A 16,063-nucleotide genomic window follows, 5' to 3' on the forward strand; every position below is an offset into this window, starting at 1 on the left:
CAACCCGATCGCGATGGAAGAAGGCCTGCGTTTCGCAATCCGTGAAGGCGGCCGTACCGTCGGCGCCGGCGTGGTTGCCAAGATCATCGCCTAATAGCGCTTGATCTGGGGGGGGGCGGAAAGCTTCCGTTTCCCTCAAAAAACGTTCCCATCAATCGCGCGATTGGTGTAGAATGTTGGATTCAGTTTGAAGTCTTCGTAGGGGCGTAGCTCAATTGGCAGAGCGTCGGTCTCCAAAACCGAAGGTTGGGGGTTCGATGCCCTCCGCCCCTGCCACCGAATTTCTGGTGTCAGGCACCGAAAGTAAAAAGTATGTCGAACCAATCCGTGCAAACTGTCAGCACCTCGAATGACAAGTTCAAGGTCGCGCTGGCGGTGGTTGCCGCGATTGCAGGCGTTGTCGGGTTCTTTTACCTGAAAGGCCAAAACAAACCAGCCTTGGTCGCCGCAGGCGCACTCGTGGCTGGTTTAGTTTTTGCTGTCCTGCTTTTGTGGACTTCCACGACCGGCCGTGAATTCCTGAGCTTCGCCAAGGAGTCGGTGCGTGAGACCAAGAAGGTTGTTTGGCCGACCCGTCGGGAAGCCACCCAGATCACCGGCATCGTTTTTGCCTTCGTGGTCGTGATGGCGATTTTCCTGTGGGGCACGGATAAGATTCTCGAATTCCTGTTGTACGACGCTATCCTGGGTTGGAAATAAACATGAGCGAAAACGTGCAAGATAACGTGCCGGGCGATGTCCCGGCACAAGACGCTGGTGCGCCGCTGAGTGTCCCGGTGAGCAACAAGCGCTGGTACGTCGTACACGTCTACTCCGGTATGGAAAAGAGCGTGATGCGGGCACTGACCGAGCGCATCGATCGCGCCGGCATGCAAGAACAGTTCGGCCGCATCCTGGTGCCGACCGAGGAAGTCGTCGAAATGCGCAACGGCTCGAAAGCCGTTTCCGAGCGCCGCTTCTTCCCTGGCTACGTCCTGGTCGAGATGGAAATGACCGACGAGACCTGGCACCTGGTCAAGAACACCAGCAAGGTTACCGGCTTCATCGGCGGCAAATCGAACAAGCCGACTCCCATCCCGGCGCGCGAGATCGACAAGATCATGCAGCAGGTCCAGGAAGGCGTCGAAAAGCCGCGGCCGAAAGTGCTGTACGAAGTGGGCGAGCAGGTGCGCATCAAGGAAGGCCCGTTCACCGACTTCAACGGCAACGTCGAGGAAGTCAACTACGAAAAATCGAAGGTGCGTGTTTCTGTCACCATCTTCGGCCGCGCAACTCCGGTGGAACTGGAGTTCGGGCAAGTAGAGAAAGTCTAAAACGCCGAATCGGAGCGTCGCAGCAGCAAGGCGGAATCCGGTAAGAGGAGCCCCGCCAGAGTAGTAGTGGTGGGGCGCTACTACTCAAGTCAAGATAGGAGCCATCATGGCCAAGAAAATCATTGGCTTTATCAAGCTGCAAGTGGCAGCTGGTAAGGCAAACCCCTCCCCACCGATCGGCCCAGCACTGGGTCAGCGCGGCCTGAACATCATGGAATTCTGCAAGGCGTTCAACGCCCAGACCCAGGGTTTCGAGCCGGGCATGCCGATTCCGGTCGTGATCACCGCGTTCGCCGACAAGTCCTTCACCTTCGTGATGAAGACCCCGCCGGCAACCTACCTGATCAAGAAAGCCGCTGGCATCACCAAAGGTTCGCCGAAGCCACACACCGACAAGGTTGGCACGCTGACCCGTGCCCAGGCTGAAGAAATCGCAAAAACCAAGCAGCCGGACCTGACCGCCGCCGACATGGACGCCGCAGTGCGTATCATCGCTGGCTCGGCACGTTCGATGGGCATCACGGTGGAGGGTGTGTAATGGCTAAGCTGTCCAAGCGCGTCAAAGAAATGAAAGCGAAAGTCGACCGTAACAAGGTGTACGAGTTCGGCAACGCTGTTGCAATCGTCAAGGAATTCGCTACCGCCAAGTTCAACGAGTCGATCGATGTCGCCGTCCAACTGGGCGTGGATCCGAAGAAGTCGGACCAGGTCGTCCGCGGCTCCGTCGTGCTGCCTGCTGGCACCGGCAAGACCGTGCGCGTCGCCGTGTTCGCTTCGGGCGAGAAGGCTGAAGCTGCCAAGGCAGCCGGCGCCGACATCGTCGGTATGGAAGACCTGGCAGAGCGCGTCAAAGCTGGCGACATGCCGTTCGACATCGTCATCGCTTCGCCGGATACCATGCGTATCGTCGGTACCCTGGGCCAGATCCTGGGCCCGCGCGGCCTGATGCCGAACCCGAAGGTCGGCACCGTGACCCCGGACGTCGCCAACGCGGTCAAGAACGCCAAGGCAGGTCAGGTCCAGTACCGTACCGACAAGGCTGGTATCGTCCACGCTACCATCGGCCGCAAGTCGTTCTCGGACGAACAGCTGAAGACCAACCTGGCTGCGCTGATCGAAGCCCTGAACAAGGCCAAGCCGGCCACCTCGAAGGGCGTGTACCTGCGCAAGGTCGCGATCTCGTCGACCATGGGCGCTGGCGTCCGTGTCGACCACGCTTCGATCGCTGCTGCTTAATAGCAAAAGAATTTAGTCCCCGCAAAACAGCGCGGGGCGCATCTTTGGGCTGTCGGAGCCGAACACCGCTCCGGCAGGCAATCAAAGACCGTTGGGCCGAATGCATCAGGCAGGCAGGAGGTTAAACCTTCACCCAACGCAGATGGTGTACCCGAACAAGTTTTGTAGTCCATGCTGCGTGAATTCATCCGCGTTAGTTTGACTTCTTAACTTCGGACGCCGTGTGTTCGAACCGATGCAGACGTTTTGTCCGCATCATTTAAGGAGATTGACCGTGGGTCTTAATCTGAATGACAAAAAGGCCGTCGTCGAAGAAGTTTCCGCAAAAGTAGCAACTGCGCAAACGATCGTCGTGGCTGAGTACCGTGGCATCCAGGTTAGTCACTTGACCAAGCTCCGTGCAACCGCGCGTGCCCAGGGCGTGTACCTGCGTGTTCTGAAGAACACGCTGGCGCGTCGCTCTGTCGAAGGCACGCAGTTTGCCTCGCTGGCCGATTCCATGACCGGTCCGCTGATCTATTCGATCTCGGACGATGCCGTTGCTGCAGCGAAAGTCATCAATGACTTCGCCAAAACCAACGACAAGCTGGTCGTGCGCGCTGGTAACTACGCAGGTAAGCAGCTCGACGTAGCTGGTGTTACCGCGTTGGCAAGCATCCCGTCCCGTGAAGTCCTCATCTCGCAGCTGTTGGGCGTCATGCTGGCACCGGTTTCGGGCTTTGCACGTGGTCTGGCTGCACTGGCAGCGAAAAAAGGCGAAGGTTCCGAGGCCGCTCCGGCAGCCGAAGAAACCGCTGCAGCTTAATAGCGCAGCCTTTTTTCTCAAGTACTAACCTACACACACAACAAATCTGGAGTTTCAAATGGCAATTAGCAAAGACGATATCCTGAACGCAGTGAGCGAAATGTCCGTCATGGACCTGAACGAACTGGTCAAGGCCTTCGAAGAGAAGTTCGGCGTGTCGGCAGCTGCAATGGCAGCACCGGCAGCTGGCGGCGGCGCAGCTGCTGCAGCAGTCGAAGAGCAGACCGAGTTCAACCTGGTCCTGTCGGAAGTCGGCGCGAACAAGGTCGGCGTCATCAAGGCAGTCCGTGAAATCACCGGTCTGGGCCTGAAAGAAGCCAAGGACGTGGTCGACGGCGCACCGAAGGTCGTGAAAGAAGCCCTGCCGAAAGCAGACGCTGAAGCCGGCAAGAAGAAGCTGGAAGACGCTGGCGCCAAGGCCGAGCTGAAGTAATACATATGCATTGGGCGCCCCTGGCGCCCAGCGCCGGAGTCAAAGCTTGCAGAACCTGTCGGAAGGCGGGGGATGCGGCTTTGGCTCTTTTGTCGTCCCTGCGACAAACGTTTGCATCAACCGGTAGTACCCGCAACAAGCAGTGCAGCAGCATCGTATCACAGCAGTTCGGTTCCTTTTCACCTGGCGCGAAAGTTCGAGACTTCAGGCCTTGCGTGTGGTGGCTCTGCCACTGGCAATCCCTGAATTCTCATCCTTTCTGTCACTCACGGAGTGTCCATGCACTACTCATTTACTGAGAAGAAGCGCATTCGCAAGTCGTTCGCGAAGCGCGCCAACGTTCACAACGTTCCCTACCTGCTGGCTACCCAGCTGGAATCCTACGAGAACTTCCTGCAAGCCGACGCCGCTCCGTCCGTACGCAAGAACGAAGGCCTGCAATCGGCCTTCACGTCCATTTTCCCCATCGTGTCGCACAATGGTTTTGCGCGCCTCGAATTCCTGTCCTATGTGCTGGGCGACCCCGCGTTTGACGTGAAAGAATGCCAGCAGCGTGGCCTGACCTTCGCGTCGCCGCTGCGCGCCAAGGTGCGTCTGGTGATCCTGGACAAGGAATCGCCGACCAAGCCGGTCGTGAAGGAAATGAAAGAGCAGGAAGTGTACATGGGCGAGCTGCCGCTGATGACCACGAACGGTTCGTTCGTGATCAACGGCACCGAGCGCGTCATCGTCTCGCAGCTGCACCGTTCGCCGGGCGTGTTCTTCGAACACGACCGCGGCAAGACCCATTCCTCGGGCAAGCTGCTGTTCTCGGCACGTATCATTCCTTACCGCGGTTCGTGGCTGGACTTCGAGTTCGACCCGAAGGACGTCCTGTTCTTCCGCGTCGACCGCCGCCGCAAGATGCCGGTGACGATCCTGCTGAAGGCTATCGGCATGACGCCGGAGCAGATCCTGGCAAACTTCTTCGTCTTCGACAACTTCACGCTGCGTAACGAAGGCGGCGAGCTGGAGTTCGTCTCCGAGCGCCTGCGCGGCGAAGTCGCGCGCTTCGACATCGTCGATCCGAAGTCGGGCAAGACCATCGTGACCAAGGACAAGCGCATCAATGCCAAGCATGTGCGCGACATCGAAAACGCCGGCATCAAGCACATCTCGGTGCCGGAAGACTACCTGCTCGGCCGCGTGCTGGCACGTAACATCGTCGACCAGGACACCGGCGAGATCATCGCCGTCGCCAACGACGAGCTGACCGAAGAACTGCTGGGCAAGCTGCGCGACGCCAGCGTGACCGACATCCAGACGCTCTACACGAACGACCTGGACCAGGGCGCCTACATCTCGCAGACCCTGCGCACCGACGACACCGCCGACCAGACCGCCGCCCGCGTGGCGATCTACCGCATGATGCGTCCTGGCGAACCGCCGACCGAGGAATCGGTCGAGGCGCTGTTCAACGGCCTGTTCTACAGCCCGGAACGCTATGACCTGTCGGCTGTCGGCCGCATGAAGTTCAACCGCCGCATCGGCCGTGACGAACTGACCGGCATGATGACCCTGTCGAACGACGACATCCTGGCCGTGATCAAGATCCTGGTCGAGCTGCGCAATGGCCGCGGCGAAGTCGACGACATCGACCACCTGGGCAACCGCCGCGTGCGTTGCGTCGGCGAACTGGCCGAGAACCAGTTCCGTGCCGGCCTGGTGCGCGTCGAGCGCGCCGTCAAGGAACGCCTCGGCCAGGCCGAAGCGGACAACCTGATGCCGCACGACCTGATCAACAGCAAGCCGATCTCGGCCGCGATCCGCGAATTCTTCGGTTCGTCGCAGCTGTCGCAGTTCATGGACCAGACCAACCCGCTGTCGGAAGTCACCCACAAGCGCCGCGTCTCGGCACTGGGCCCGGGCGGCCTGACCCGCGAACGCGCAGGCTTCGAGGTGCGCGACGTGCACCCGACCCACTACGGCCGCGTGTGCCCGATCGAAACGCCTGAAGGCCCGAACATCGGCCTGATCAACTCGCTGGCACTGTATGCCCGCCTGAACGAATACGGCTTCCTGGAAACCCCGTACCGCAAGGTCGACGGTTCGAAAGTCACCGACAAGATCGAATACCTGTCGGCGATCGAAGAAGGCCGCTACATCATCGCCCAGGCGAACGCGATGATCAACGAAGAAGGCCAGCTGGTCGACGAACTGGTGTCGGCGCGTGAAGCGGGCGAGACCATCCTGGTGTCGCCGGAACGCATCCAGTACATGGACGTGGCCCCGGGCCAGATCGTGTCGGTTGCGGCATCGCTGATTCCGTTCCTCGAGCACGATGACGCGAACCGTGCACTGATGGGCGCCAACATGCAGCGCCAGGCCGTGCCTTGCCTGCGTCCGGAAAAAGCCTTCGTCGGCACCGGCATCGAGCGCACCGTGGCGGTCGACTCGGGCACCACCGTGCAGGCCCTGCGCGGCGGCGTGGTCGACTACATCGACGCGGGCCGTGTCGTGATCCGTGTCAACGACGACGAAGCGCAGGCTGGCGAAGTCGGCGTGGACATCTACAACCTGATCAAGTACACCCGTTCGAACCAGAACACCAACATCAACCAGCGTCCGATCGTGCAGGTGGGTGACCGTGTCGCCCGTGGCGACGTGATCGCCGACGGCGCATCGACCGACCTGGGCGAACTGGCCCTGGGACAGAACATGCTGGTGGCGTTCATGCCGTGGAACGGCCTGAACTTCGAAGACTCGATCCTGATCTCGGAAAACGTGGTCAAGGACGACCGCTACACCTCGATCCACATCGAGGAACTGTCGGTCGTGGCGCGCGACACCAAGCTGGGCGCCGAAGAGATCACCCGCGACATCTCGAACCTGGCCGAGAACCAGCTGGCGCGCCTGGATGAATCGGGCATCGTGTACATCGGCGCCGAAGTGCAGGCCGGTGACGTGCTGGTCGGTAAGGTCACCCCGAAGGGCGAGACCCAGCTGACTCCGGAAGAGAAGCTGCTGCGCGCGATCTTCGGCGAAAAAGCCTCGGACGTGAAGGACACCTCGCTGCGCGTGCCGTCGGGCATGGTCGGCACCGTCATCGACGTCCAGGTGTTCACCCGCGAAGGCATCCAGCGCGACAAGCGTGCCCAGCAGATCATCGACGACGAGCTGAAGCGTTTCCGCCTGGACCTGAACGACCAGATGCGTATCGTGGAGGGCGACGCCTTCCAGCGTCTGGAGCGTATGCTGGTTGGCAAGATCGTCAACGGCGGTCCGAAGAAGCTGGCCAAGGGCGCGGCGATCACCTCCGAGTACCTGGCGGACCTGGACAAGTTCCACTGGTTCGACATCCGTCCGGCGGACGACGACACCGCGAACGCGCTGGAAGCGATCAAGGAATCGATCAACGAGAAGCGCCACCAGTTCGACCTGGCCTTCGAAGAGAAGCGCAAGAAGCTGACCCAGGGCGACGAACTGCAGCCTGGCGTGCAGAAGATGGTCAAGGTCTACCTGGCCGTCAAGCGCCGCCTGCAGTCGGGCGACAAGATGGCAGGCCGCCACGGCAACAAGGGTGTGGTCTCGCGTATCGTGCCGGTGGAAGACATGCCGTTCATGGCGGACGGCACCCCGGCTGACGTGGTGCTGAACCCGCTGGGCGTCCCGTCGCGTATGAACGTCGGCCAGATCCTGGAAACCCACCTGGGTTGGGCAGCGAAGGGCCTGGGCCTGCGTATCGGCGACATGCTGAAGGCGCAAGCCAAGGTCGAGGAAGTGCGCGCCTTCCTGGGCAAGATCTACAACGAGACCGGCCGCAAGGAAGACCTGGACAACTTCAGCGATGGAGAAATCCTGACCCTGGCGAACAACCTGAAGAACGGCGTGCCGTTCGCGACTCCGGTGTTCGACGGTGCGCACGAAGAAGAGATCCGCCGCATGCTGGACCTGGCCTTCCCGGACCAGATCGCGACGCACCTGGGCATGACCCCGTCGAAGAACCAGGTCACGATGTTCGACGGCCGCACCGGCGAAGCGTTCGAACGCAAGGTGACCGTGGGCTTCATGCACATGCTGAAGCTGCACCACCTGGTGGACGACAAGATGCACGCCCGTTCGACCGGTCCGTACTCGCTGGTGACGCAGCAGCCGCTGGGCGGTAAAGCCCAGTTCGGTGGCCAGCGCTTCGGTGAGATGGAGGTGTGGGCACTGGAAGCGTACGGCGCATCGTACGTGCTGCAGGAAATGCTGACTGTGAAGTCGGATGACGTGAACGGCCGTACCAAGGTGTACGAGAACCTGGTCAAGGGCGACCACGTGATCGACGCCGGTATGCCGGAATCGTTCAACGTGCTGGTGAAGGAAATCCGCTCGCTGGGTATCGATATCGACCTCGAGCGCACCTGAGTATCACGCCGGCATAACCCGCCATCCCCGCGTGAGCGCGGATGGCGGGGATGTAACAAAGAATTCAATCACCTGGAGTGATCAATGAAAGCACTGCTCGATCTATTCAAGCAAGTTCAGCAAAACGAGAGCTTCGACGCCATCAAGATTGGCCTGGCGTCGCCCGAGAAAATCCGTTCGTGGTCCTACGGCGAAGTCAAGAAGCCGGAAACCATCAACTACCGTACGTTCAAGCCTGAGCGCGATGGCCTGTTCTGCGCCAAGATCTTTGGTCCGATCAAGGACTACGAATGCCTGTGCGGCAAATACAAGCGCCTGAAGCACCGCGGCGTAATCTGCGAGAAGTGCGGCGTCGAAGTGACGCTGGCCAAGGTGCGTCGCGAGCGCATGGGCCACATCGAACTGGCTTCGCCGGTCGCGCACATCTGGTTCCTGAAGTCGCTGCCGTCGCGCCTGGGCATGGTCCTGGACATGACCCTGCGCGATATCGAACGCGTGCTGTACTTCGAAGCATACGTCGTGACCGATCCTGGCATGACCCCGCTGAAGAAGTGTCAGATCATGTCGGAAGACGACTACGCCGCCAAGTACGAAGAGTACGGCGACGACTTCACCGCATTCATGGGCGCCGAAGGCATCCGTGAACTGCTGCGCTCGATCGACATCCACCGCGATGCCGAAGCGCTGCGCGTCGAGCTGAAGGAATCGAAGTCCGAAGCGAAGATCAAGAAGTACGCCAAGCGCCTGAAGGTGCTCGAGGCGTTCCAGCGCTCGGGCATCAAGCCCGACTGGATGATCATGGAAGTGCTCCCGGTCCTGCCGCCGGAGCTGCGTCCGCTCGTCCCGCTGGATGGCGGCCGTTTCGCCACCTCGGACCTGAACGACCTGTATCGCCGCGTCATCAACCGTAATAACCGCCTGAAGCGCCTGATGGAACTGCGCGCTCCGGAAATCATTACGCGTAACGAAAAGCGCATGCTGCAGGAAGCGGTCGACTCGCTGCTGGACAACGGCCGTCGCGGCAAAGCGATGACCGGCGCCAACAAGCGTCCGCTGAAGTCGCTGGCTGAAATGATCAAGGGTAAGGGCGGCCGTTTCCGTCAAAACCTGCTGGGCAAGCGCGTCGACTACTCGGGCCGTTCGGTCATCGTGGTCGGTCCGCAGCTGAAACTGCACCAGTGCGGCCTGCCGAAGCTGATGGCCCTGGAACTGTTCAAGCCCTTCATCTTCAACAAGCTGGAACTGATGGGTCTCGCGACCACCATCAAGGCCGCCAAGAAGCTGGTCGAAGTGCAGGAACCGGTGGTCTGGGACATCCTGGAAGAGGTCATCAAGGAACACCCGGTCATGCTGAACCGTGCGCCGACCCTGCACCGTCTCGGTATCCAGGCGTTCGAGCCGGTCCTGATCGAAGGCAAGGCAATCCAGCTGCACCCGCTGGTCTGCGCGGCGTTCAACGCCGACTTCGACGGTGACCAGATGGCGGTCCACGTGCCGCTGTCGATCGAAGCGCAGATGGAAGCGCGCACCCTGATGCTGGCGTCGAACAACATCCTGTTCCCGTCGAACGGCGAACCGTCGATCGTGCCGTCCCAGGATATCGTGCTGGGTCTGTACTACGCGTCGCGCGAGGCGATCAACGCCAAGGGCGAAGGCATGATGTTCCCGGACGTGTCGGAAGTGATCCGCGCGTACGACAACAAGGAAGTCGAGCTGGCGACCCGCATCACCGTGCGTATCGTCGAGTTCCCGAAGAACGCCAATGGCGAATTCGAGCAGACCCTGACCCGCTACGAGACCACCGTCGGCCGTGCGATCCTGTCGGAGATCCTGCCGAAGGGCCTGCCGTTCTCGGTGCTGAACCGCGCGCTGAAGAAGAAGGAAATCTCGAAGCTGATCAACACGTCGTTCCGCAAGTGCGGCCTGCGTGCGACCGTCGTCTTCGCGGACAAGCTGATGCAGTCGGGCTTCCGCCTGGCGACCCGCGCCGGTATCTCGATCGCCGTGGACGACATGCTGATCCCGGACATCAAGAAGACCATGATCGCGACCGCCGAAGCGGAAGTGAAGCAGATCGAGCAGCAGTACTCCTCGGGTCTGGTCACCGCCGGCGAGCGTTACAACAAGGTCGTCGACATCTGGGGCAAGACCTCGGATGAAGTCGGCAAGGCGATGATGGACCAGCTGAAAGTGGAGCCGGTCATCAAGCGTGACGGCACCGAAGGCACCCAGGAATCGTTCAACGCGATTTACATGATGGCCGACTCGGGCGCCCGTGGTTCGGCAGCCCAGATTCGCCAGCTGGCGGGTATGCGCGGCCTGATGGCGAAACCGGACGGCTCGATCATCGAGACGCCGATTACGGCGAACTTCCGCGAAGGCCTGAACGTGTTGCAGTACTTCATTTCGACGCACGGCGCCCGTAAGGGTCTGGCCGACACCGCGCTGAAGACCGCGAACTCGGGTTACCTGACCCGCCGCCTGGTCGACGTGACCCAGGACCTGGTGGTGATCGAGGACGATTGCGGCACCAGCAACGGCACGCTGATGAAGGCGATGGTCGAAGGCGGTGAAGTCATCGAAGCGCTGCGCGACCGTATCCTCGGCCGCGTGACGGGCACCGATGTCGTCAATCCGGAAACCCAGGAAACCCTGTACGAAGCCGGCACGCTGCTGGACGAAGACATGGTCGAAGAGATCGAACGCGTCGGCATCGACGAAGTGAAGGTCCGCACCCCGCTGAACTGCGACACCCGCTACGGCCTGTGCGCCAAGTGCTACGGCCGCGACCTGGGCCGCGGCATGCTGGTGAACGCCGGTGAAGCAGTCGGTGTGGTGGCAGCGCAGTCGATCGGTGAGCCGGGTACCCAGCTGACCATGCGTACCTTCCACATCGGTGGTGCGGCATCGCGTGCAGCAGTGGCCTCGTCGGTGGAAGCCAAGTCGAATGGCACGGTCCGCTTCACCGCGACCATGCGTTACGTGACCAACGGCAAGGGAGCCCAGATCGTCATTTCGCGTTCGGGCGAAGTGCTGATCACGGACGACCACGGCCGCGAGCGCGAGCGTCACAAGGTGCCGTACGGCGCGACCCTGAACGTCAAGGACGGCATGGTCGTGAAGGCCGGTATCGCGCTGGCGACCTGGGATCCGCTGACCCGTCCGATCATCACCGAGTACGGTGGCACGATCAAGTTCGAAAACGTGGAAGAGGGCGTCACCGTCGCTCGCCAGGTGGACGAAGTGACCGGCCTGTCGACCCTGGTGGCGATCGATCCGAAGCGTCGTGGTTCGGGCAAGGTGCTGCGTCCGCAGGTCAAGCTGCTGAACGAAGAAGGCCAGGAAGTGAAGATCGCCGGCACCGAGCACGCCGTGACGATCGGCTTCCAGGTCGGCGCGCTGATCATGGTGAAAGACGGCCAGCAAGTGTCGGTGGGTGAAGTGCTTGCACGTATCCCGACCGAATCGCAGAAGACCCGTGACATTACCGGTGGTCTGCCGCGCGTTGCCGAACTGTTCGAAGCACGTTCGCCGAAGGATGCGGGCATGCTGGCCGAGGTGACCGGTACCGTTGCGTTCGGTAAGGAAACCAAGGGCAAGCAGCGTCTGGAAATCACGGACATGGACGGCAACAAGCACGAGTTCCTGATTACCAAGGACAAGCAAGTGCTGGTGCACGACGGCCAGGTGGTGAACAAGGGCGAGATGATCGTCGACGGTCCGGCCGATCCGCAGGACATCCTGCGCCTGCTGGGTATCGAAGCGCTGGCCCGCTACATCGTGGACGAAGTCCAGGACGTGTACCGTCTGCAGGGCGTGAAGATCAACGACAAGCACATCGAGGTGATCGTTCGCCAGATGCTGCGTCGTGTCCAGATCGTCGAAGCCGGCGACACCGACTACATCGTCGGCGAGCAGGTGGAGCGTTCGGAACTGCTGGAAGAAAACGACCGCATGAACGCAGCGGCCAAGCTGCCGGCACAGTACGAAAACGTGCTGCTGGGTATTACCAAGGCATCGCTGTCGACCGACTCGTTCATCTCGGCGGCATCGTTCCAGGAAACCACCCGCGTGCTGACCGAAGCCGCGATCATGGGCAAGCGCGACGGTCTGCGCGGCCTGAAGGAAAACGTGATCGTCGGCCGCCTGATCCCGGGCGGTACCGGTCTGGCATTCCACCGCGCCCGCAAAGAGAAGGAAGTGTGGGAAGCGGAAGAGCGCCAGGCGCTGCTGCAGCAGGAGAAGGCCAACATGGCTGCCGAACTGCAGGCGATGGAAGACCAGCAGGTTGCTCAGGCCCAGGCCGAGCACCATGGCGACAACGAGTAATTCGGTTAGTTGCTAGCGAAAACGGCACCCCTCGGGGTGCCGTTTTTTTATCTCTACCCGGAAGCTCTCTTGAAGAGCGTCATGCTGAGTCGTCTGAGGCAAGCTCAACACACGCTTCCACCGATGCTCTTGCCTGTTCGGAGATCGAAGCCGAAACTGCATGCGTATTCCCCTTCCTTGCTTCGACTACATGACAGCTTCTGGTCATCCCGCCAGCGCATGCGTGTTCCACTGCTTTCCGTGCACGCATCGTATTTGTCAGGACCGAGTGCGTCGAAGAGCTCCTTGGCAGCTTTGCCATTGATGGAAAAAGCAATCTTCTTGTCCTGAGGTGTGGGAGCTTGGGGGGCGCCGAGTTCTCCGCCATAGATCGAGTAGGTGCCAGAGAACTTTTTGTACGGATCACTCTCATCGTCGGCGGACACGATACCAGCCACCAAAAGACAGGCGAGCAGAGCGGAAAGTGGTTTGAGCATCTGAGAGCTATCCGATGAGTTCTACGTGAAAATGATGATTGTGGCCGGCGGCGCGACGAACTTGAGGAATCGCCGTGTCGTTAAATAAGACCAGACGCACCATCGCATTCTTGCTGAAGAAAGCGATGAGCTTTGCTGTTGCGACGCGGTCATAGTGAAGGTCGAGGATGTTGCACGGTAGTTCCCTTCCATCGGTCCTGATTGGCCGTATGTCGACCTCGAGCCCACGTCGATGGGAATCGTGAGGCTTGAAGCGCGTTCCGTTAGCCAGGCTGATGTTTCCGATGCCGAACCTTCTATGATCAAGCTGGCACCAGCTGGTTGCGATTACCTGAAGTAGCGAAATCATCTTTGGATGTGCATATTGCCCGCGTCCTGCCGATGGTGTCCCGTACGTGTACTATCCACCTCCTTCAAAGCGTTGGGGAAGCACAAAGTACCCGCGTTTATCCTGAGCAGGGATGTCCGTCATGCTCGTCCTTTATCAAGCAAAAGTGATTCGATCATTCTTTACTCAAGCTCCGCTCGGCGAAATGCGGTGGCGCAAAACCTTGCGTAAGTTTCCGCTGGTGATGGCGAACATGTCCAATACCCGTCGGCAATGCCACAAGCTGGCAGCTTCGATAGGACTATGAACAGTCCAGCTGTGGTAATTTGGATAATCTCTCTGGACGAGGAAGCTCATGACCAACCTGGCCGCCCTGATCATCATCGACATGCAGAAGGGTATGCAATTCGCCACTCTGCCGCCGCGGAACAATCCGGCAGCGGAAGACAACATTGCCCGGCTTCACACTGCCTGGCGCCAGGCGCAGCATCCGATTGTCAGCGTGCGCCATGTGAGCCGCTCGCCCACTTCCGTCTTCGCTCCCGGGCAAAGCGGGGTCGAATTCCAGGAGCGATTCCAGCCCCTGGCGCATGAGCATGTGGTCGAGAAGAACGTGCCGGACGCCTTCATCCATACCGGATTGGAGCGCTGGCTGCATGTGCGCGGGATCCGGCGGGTCGTGATCGTCGGCGTCAGCACCAACAATTCGGTCGAGGCGACTGCGCGCACGTCCGGTAACCTCGGCTTTGACACGGTCGTGGTGTCCGATGCGACTTTTGCTTTCGATAAAGCGGATTTCGGCGGGACCCACCGTCGCGCCGATGAAGTGCATTTGATGGCATTGGCGAATCTGCATGACGAATACGCCTGCGTGTTGTCGACCGAGGAAGTGTTGCGTCGACAGGCGCCACTGAGCCTTGAGTAAGCCCCGTTGGCGGTCATGGCCATGCGATTCGTATCAACTGTAGAGTAATCCCTTTTTATGGAACACAAATATCAATGAATCCTCATGCCACTTTTCGGCAGGCCAGGAGTACCGACATACCTGCAATGTCCGTCATTCGCTTGTCTGTCACAGAAAACGTCCTATCTGATCCGAGCCGCGTTACCACGCGCATGTATGAGGATTATCTTGAGAAAGACGGGCGAGGCTGGGTCGCGGAAATCGAGGGGTCGGTCATTGCTTTCTGCTATGCGGACAGGAACAAGGCATCGATCTGGGGGCTGTTCGTCAACCCAGACCATGAAGGACAAGGCTTGGCAAAAGCCCTGCTCAAACTGGCTGTCGCCTGGTTGTTCGAACTCGGTCACCATTGTGTCAGTTTAAGCACAGCCGCTCATAGCAGGGCTGACCGCTTTTACGCAGCGCAAGGCTGGCGGCGAGGAACGACAAACGGCCGGGAGATCGAGTATGTGCTGGAAAATATCAACGCTGTGGCTGACGTACCGGTGTGACGCTGACCGGTTGCGCCGGCATTCCTGAGCGACCGCAACAGTCAGTCGCGGTTCTACGCTAGATACACGGCACGGCGAGCGTCAGGCCAACATTCCGATCGTCCAGTTTACAGGATAAATAATTCCAGTATACTGGATGATGATGGATATCAACCAATTGATCGCCCGCCGAGTGCGGGACATCCGCGATGCCAGGGGCCTGTCGCTGGCAGCCCTCGCGGAACGCAGTGGCGTCAGCCGCTCCAACATTTCACTCATCGAGCGCGGCGAAAGCAGCGCCACCGCCACCGTGCTGGACAAGCTCAGCGCCGCCCTCGGCGTCACCGTGGCCTCGCTGTTCGAGCGACCCGCGCAAGTGCCAGATCCAGTCGCGCGTGCCGCAGACCAGCCCGTGTGGACCGATCCCGGCTCCGGCTATGTCCGCCGCAACCTGTCCCCGCCGATCCACTCCCCGATCCAGCTGGTCGAAGTCAGCTTCCCTCCCGGCCAGCGCGTGGCCTACGACACCGCCGCGCGCGACGTCGAGGTCCAGCAGCAGGTCTGGATCATCGAGGGCACGATGGACGTCACCGTCGGCGATGCGCACTGGACGCTGGCACAGGGCGACTGCCTGGCCATGCGCCTCGACCAGCCCGTCACCTACCACAACCCCACCAGCAAGCCGGCGCGCTACCTCGTCGCGCTGGTCACGGAAGCCACAACCACGTCCAGGAGGAAGAGCCCATGAAGGAACTTGCCGTACGCCGTGTGAACGCGGACGAAGCCGCCGCCCGCATCGACGGGCTGGCCGAGGTGCTGCTCGATTGCGTCGAAGGCGGCGCCTCGGTCAGCTTCATGCTGCCCCTGGCCCGGACCAGGGCCCGGGCCTTCTGGCAGGGCGTGATCGACGGCGTCGCGCGCGGCGAGCGCACCCTGCTCGTCGCCGAGGATGAGGAGGGGCAGGTCCTCGGCACCGTGCAAATGATCACCGACATGCCCGACAACCAGCCGCACCGCGCGGACATCGCCAAGCTGCTGGTGCACCGGAACGCGCGCCGCAGCGGCATCGGCGCGCGGCTGATGCAGGCGGTGGAAGACGCGGCGCGGGAGCAGGGCAGGACCGTGCTGGTGCTGGATACGGCCAGCGCCGAGGCCGAGCGGCTGTACGAGCGTCTCGGCTGGCAGCGCGTCGGCGTGGTGCCGAACTACGCGCTCCTGCCCTGCGGCGAGCCGTGCCCGACGATCTTCTTCCACAAGCAGCTCTGACCTGGGGAGAAGCACCGCACATATTGCGCGACCGCGGAGCGAAACAGCCCGCGC

General features: G+C 60.8%; 14 protein-coding genes, 1 tRNA gene and 1 pseudogene. 14 read left to right on the forward strand and 2 right to left on the reverse strand.

The window, feature by feature from the left end:
• The 10 genes from H162_RS33180 to rpoC form a co-directional block, all read left to right on the forward strand.
• Positions 1–94 (forward strand): EF-Tu C-terminal domain-related protein (locus H162_RS33180; RefSeq protein WP_020653549.1); only part of this gene is annotated, 94 nt, incomplete at its 5' end.
• A 106-nt stretch (positions 95–200) separates the two neighbouring features.
• Positions 201–276, forward strand: a tRNA-Trp gene (locus H162_RS0111150).
• Between the two features lie 36 nt (positions 277–312).
• The gene (secE, locus tag H162_RS0111155; protein WP_020653550.1) at positions 313–699 is read left to right on the forward strand and encodes a preprotein translocase subunit SecE; all 387 of its coding nucleotides are present in this window, start codon (positions 313–315) and stop codon (positions 697–699) included.
• A gap of 2 nt (positions 700–701) precedes the next feature.
• The gene (gene nusG / locus H162_RS0111160) at positions 702–1,313 is read left to right on the forward strand and encodes a transcription termination/antitermination protein NusG (RefSeq protein ID WP_020653551.1); all 612 of its coding nucleotides are present in this window, start codon (positions 702–704) and stop codon (positions 1,311–1,313) included.
• Between the two features lie 106 nt (positions 1,314–1,419).
• Positions 1,420–1,851: a 50S ribosomal protein L11 gene (gene rplK, locus H162_RS0111165; RefSeq protein WP_020653552.1), complete on the forward strand. Its 432-nt coding sequence runs from the start codon at positions 1,420–1,422 to the stop codon at positions 1,849–1,851.
• Positions 1,851–2,549, forward strand: a complete 699-nt coding sequence (rplA, locus tag H162_RS0111170) for a 50S ribosomal protein L1 (protein WP_020653553.1) — start codon at positions 1,851–1,853, stop codon at positions 2,547–2,549. The genes rplK and rplA overlap by 1 nt, the downstream gene beginning before the upstream one ends.
• A 274-nt stretch (positions 2,550–2,823) precedes the next feature.
• Complete coding sequence (gene rplJ / locus H162_RS0111175) at positions 2,824–3,354, forward strand: 50S ribosomal protein L10 (protein ID WP_020653554.1); 531 nt, start codon at positions 2,824–2,826, stop codon at positions 3,352–3,354.
• A gap of 58 nt (positions 3,355–3,412) precedes the next feature.
• The gene (rplL, locus tag H162_RS0111180; protein WP_020653555.1) at positions 3,413–3,787 is read left to right on the forward strand and encodes a 50S ribosomal protein L7/L12; all 375 of its coding nucleotides are present in this window, start codon (positions 3,413–3,415) and stop codon (positions 3,785–3,787) included.
• A 279-nt stretch (positions 3,788–4,066) separates the two neighbouring features.
• Positions 4,067–8,176 (forward strand): DNA-directed RNA polymerase subunit beta, encoded by a 4,110-nt coding sequence (gene rpoB / locus H162_RS0111185; RefSeq protein ID WP_020653556.1) that lies wholly within the window; start codon positions 4,067–4,069, stop codon positions 8,174–8,176.
• Positions 8,177–8,260: 84 nt separating this feature from the next.
• Positions 8,261–12,505 carry a DNA-directed RNA polymerase subunit beta' gene (gene rpoC / locus H162_RS0111190; RefSeq protein ID WP_020653557.1) on the forward strand — a complete coding sequence of 1,415 codons (4,245 nt, stop codon included), beginning with the start codon at positions 8,261–8,263 and terminating at the stop codon, positions 12,503–12,505.
• Positions 12,506–12,609: 104 nt separating this feature from the next.
• On the opposite strand, the gene H162_RS33975 is transcribed toward rpoC, so the two are convergent.
• Positions 12,610–12,981, reverse strand: a complete 372-nt coding sequence (locus tag H162_RS33975; RefSeq protein WP_156885569.1) for a hypothetical protein — start codon at positions 12,979–12,981, stop codon at positions 12,610–12,612.
• A 7-nt stretch (positions 12,982–12,988) separates the two neighbouring features.
• Positions 12,989–13,336 (reverse strand): annotated as a pseudogene (locus H162_RS33185) (hypothetical protein); the annotation flags it as partial.
• Positions 13,337–13,664: 328 nt separating this feature from the next.
• On the opposite strand from H162_RS33185, the gene H162_RS0111195 reads away from it, so the two are divergent.
• The 4 genes from H162_RS0111195 to H162_RS0111210 all read left to right on the forward strand — a co-directional run bounded on the left by H162_RS0111195 (position 13,665) and on the right by H162_RS0111210 (position 16,009).
• Positions 13,665–14,234 (forward strand): cysteine hydrolase family protein, encoded by a 570-nt coding sequence (locus H162_RS0111195; protein ID WP_020653558.1) that lies wholly within the window; start codon positions 13,665–13,667, stop codon positions 14,232–14,234.
• 125 nt (positions 14,235–14,359) lie between these two features.
• Positions 14,360–14,764: a GNAT family N-acetyltransferase gene (locus tag H162_RS30630; RefSeq protein ID WP_020653559.1), complete on the forward strand. Its 405-nt coding sequence runs from the start codon at positions 14,360–14,362 to the stop codon at positions 14,762–14,764.
• 142 nt (positions 14,765–14,906) lie between these two features.
• Positions 14,907–15,491: a helix-turn-helix domain-containing protein gene (locus tag H162_RS0111205; RefSeq protein ID WP_040787138.1), complete on the forward strand. Its 585-nt coding sequence runs from the start codon at positions 14,907–14,909 to the stop codon at positions 15,489–15,491.
• Complete coding sequence (locus H162_RS0111210; RefSeq protein ID WP_020653561.1) at positions 15,488–16,009, forward strand: GNAT family N-acetyltransferase; 522 nt, start codon at positions 15,488–15,490, stop codon at positions 16,007–16,009. Before H162_RS0111205 ends, H162_RS0111210 begins: the two co-directional genes overlap by 4 nt.
• The last annotated feature ends 54 nt before the right edge of the window (positions 16,010–16,063 follow it).

Origin of the sequence: Massilia niastensis DSM 21313 (assembly GCF_000382345.1) — a bacterium.
GTDB classification, from domain to species: Bacteria; Pseudomonadota; Gammaproteobacteria; order Burkholderiales; family Burkholderiaceae_D; genus Telluria; species Telluria niastensis.

What these genes read in the sequence shown, in the direction of transcription:
- rpoB (WP_020653556.1), top strand. Translation starts at nt 4,067, where the DNA reads ATGCACTACTCATTTACTGAGAAGAAGCGCATTCGCAAGTCGTTCGCG.
- rpoC (WP_020653557.1), top strand. Translation starts at nt 8,261, where the DNA reads ATGAAAGCACTGCTCGATCTATTCAAGCAAGTTCAGCAAAACGAGAGC.
- H162_RS0111210 (WP_020653561.1), top strand. Translation starts at nt 15,488, where the DNA reads ATGAAGGAACTTGCCGTACGCCGTGTGAACGCGGACGAAGCCGCCGCC.
- secE (WP_020653550.1), top strand. Translation starts at nt 313, where the DNA reads ATGTCGAACCAATCCGTGCAAACTGTCAGCACCTCGAATGACAAGTTC.
- H162_RS30630 (WP_020653559.1), top strand. Translation starts at nt 14,360, where the DNA reads ATGTCCGTCATTCGCTTGTCTGTCACAGAAAACGTCCTATCTGATCCG.
- H162_RS0111205 (WP_040787138.1), top strand. Translation starts at nt 14,907, where the DNA reads ATGGATATCAACCAATTGATCGCCCGCCGAGTGCGGGACATCCGCGAT.
- rplK (WP_020653552.1), top strand. Translation starts at nt 1,420, where the DNA reads ATGGCCAAGAAAATCATTGGCTTTATCAAGCTGCAAGTGGCAGCTGGT.
- rplA (WP_020653553.1), top strand. Translation starts at nt 1,851, where the DNA reads ATGGCTAAGCTGTCCAAGCGCGTCAAAGAAATGAAAGCGAAAGTCGAC.
- nusG (WP_020653551.1), top strand. Translation starts at nt 702, where the DNA reads ATGAGCGAAAACGTGCAAGATAACGTGCCGGGCGATGTCCCGGCACAA.
- H162_RS0111195 (WP_020653558.1), top strand. Translation starts at nt 13,665, where the DNA reads ATGACCAACCTGGCCGCCCTGATCATCATCGACATGCAGAAGGGTATG.
- rplL (WP_020653555.1), top strand. Translation starts at nt 3,413, where the DNA reads ATGGCAATTAGCAAAGACGATATCCTGAACGCAGTGAGCGAAATGTCC.
- H162_RS33975 (WP_156885569.1), bottom strand. Translation starts at nt 12,981, where the DNA reads ATGCTCAAACCACTTTCCGCTCTGCTCGCCTGTCTTTTGGTGGCTGGT.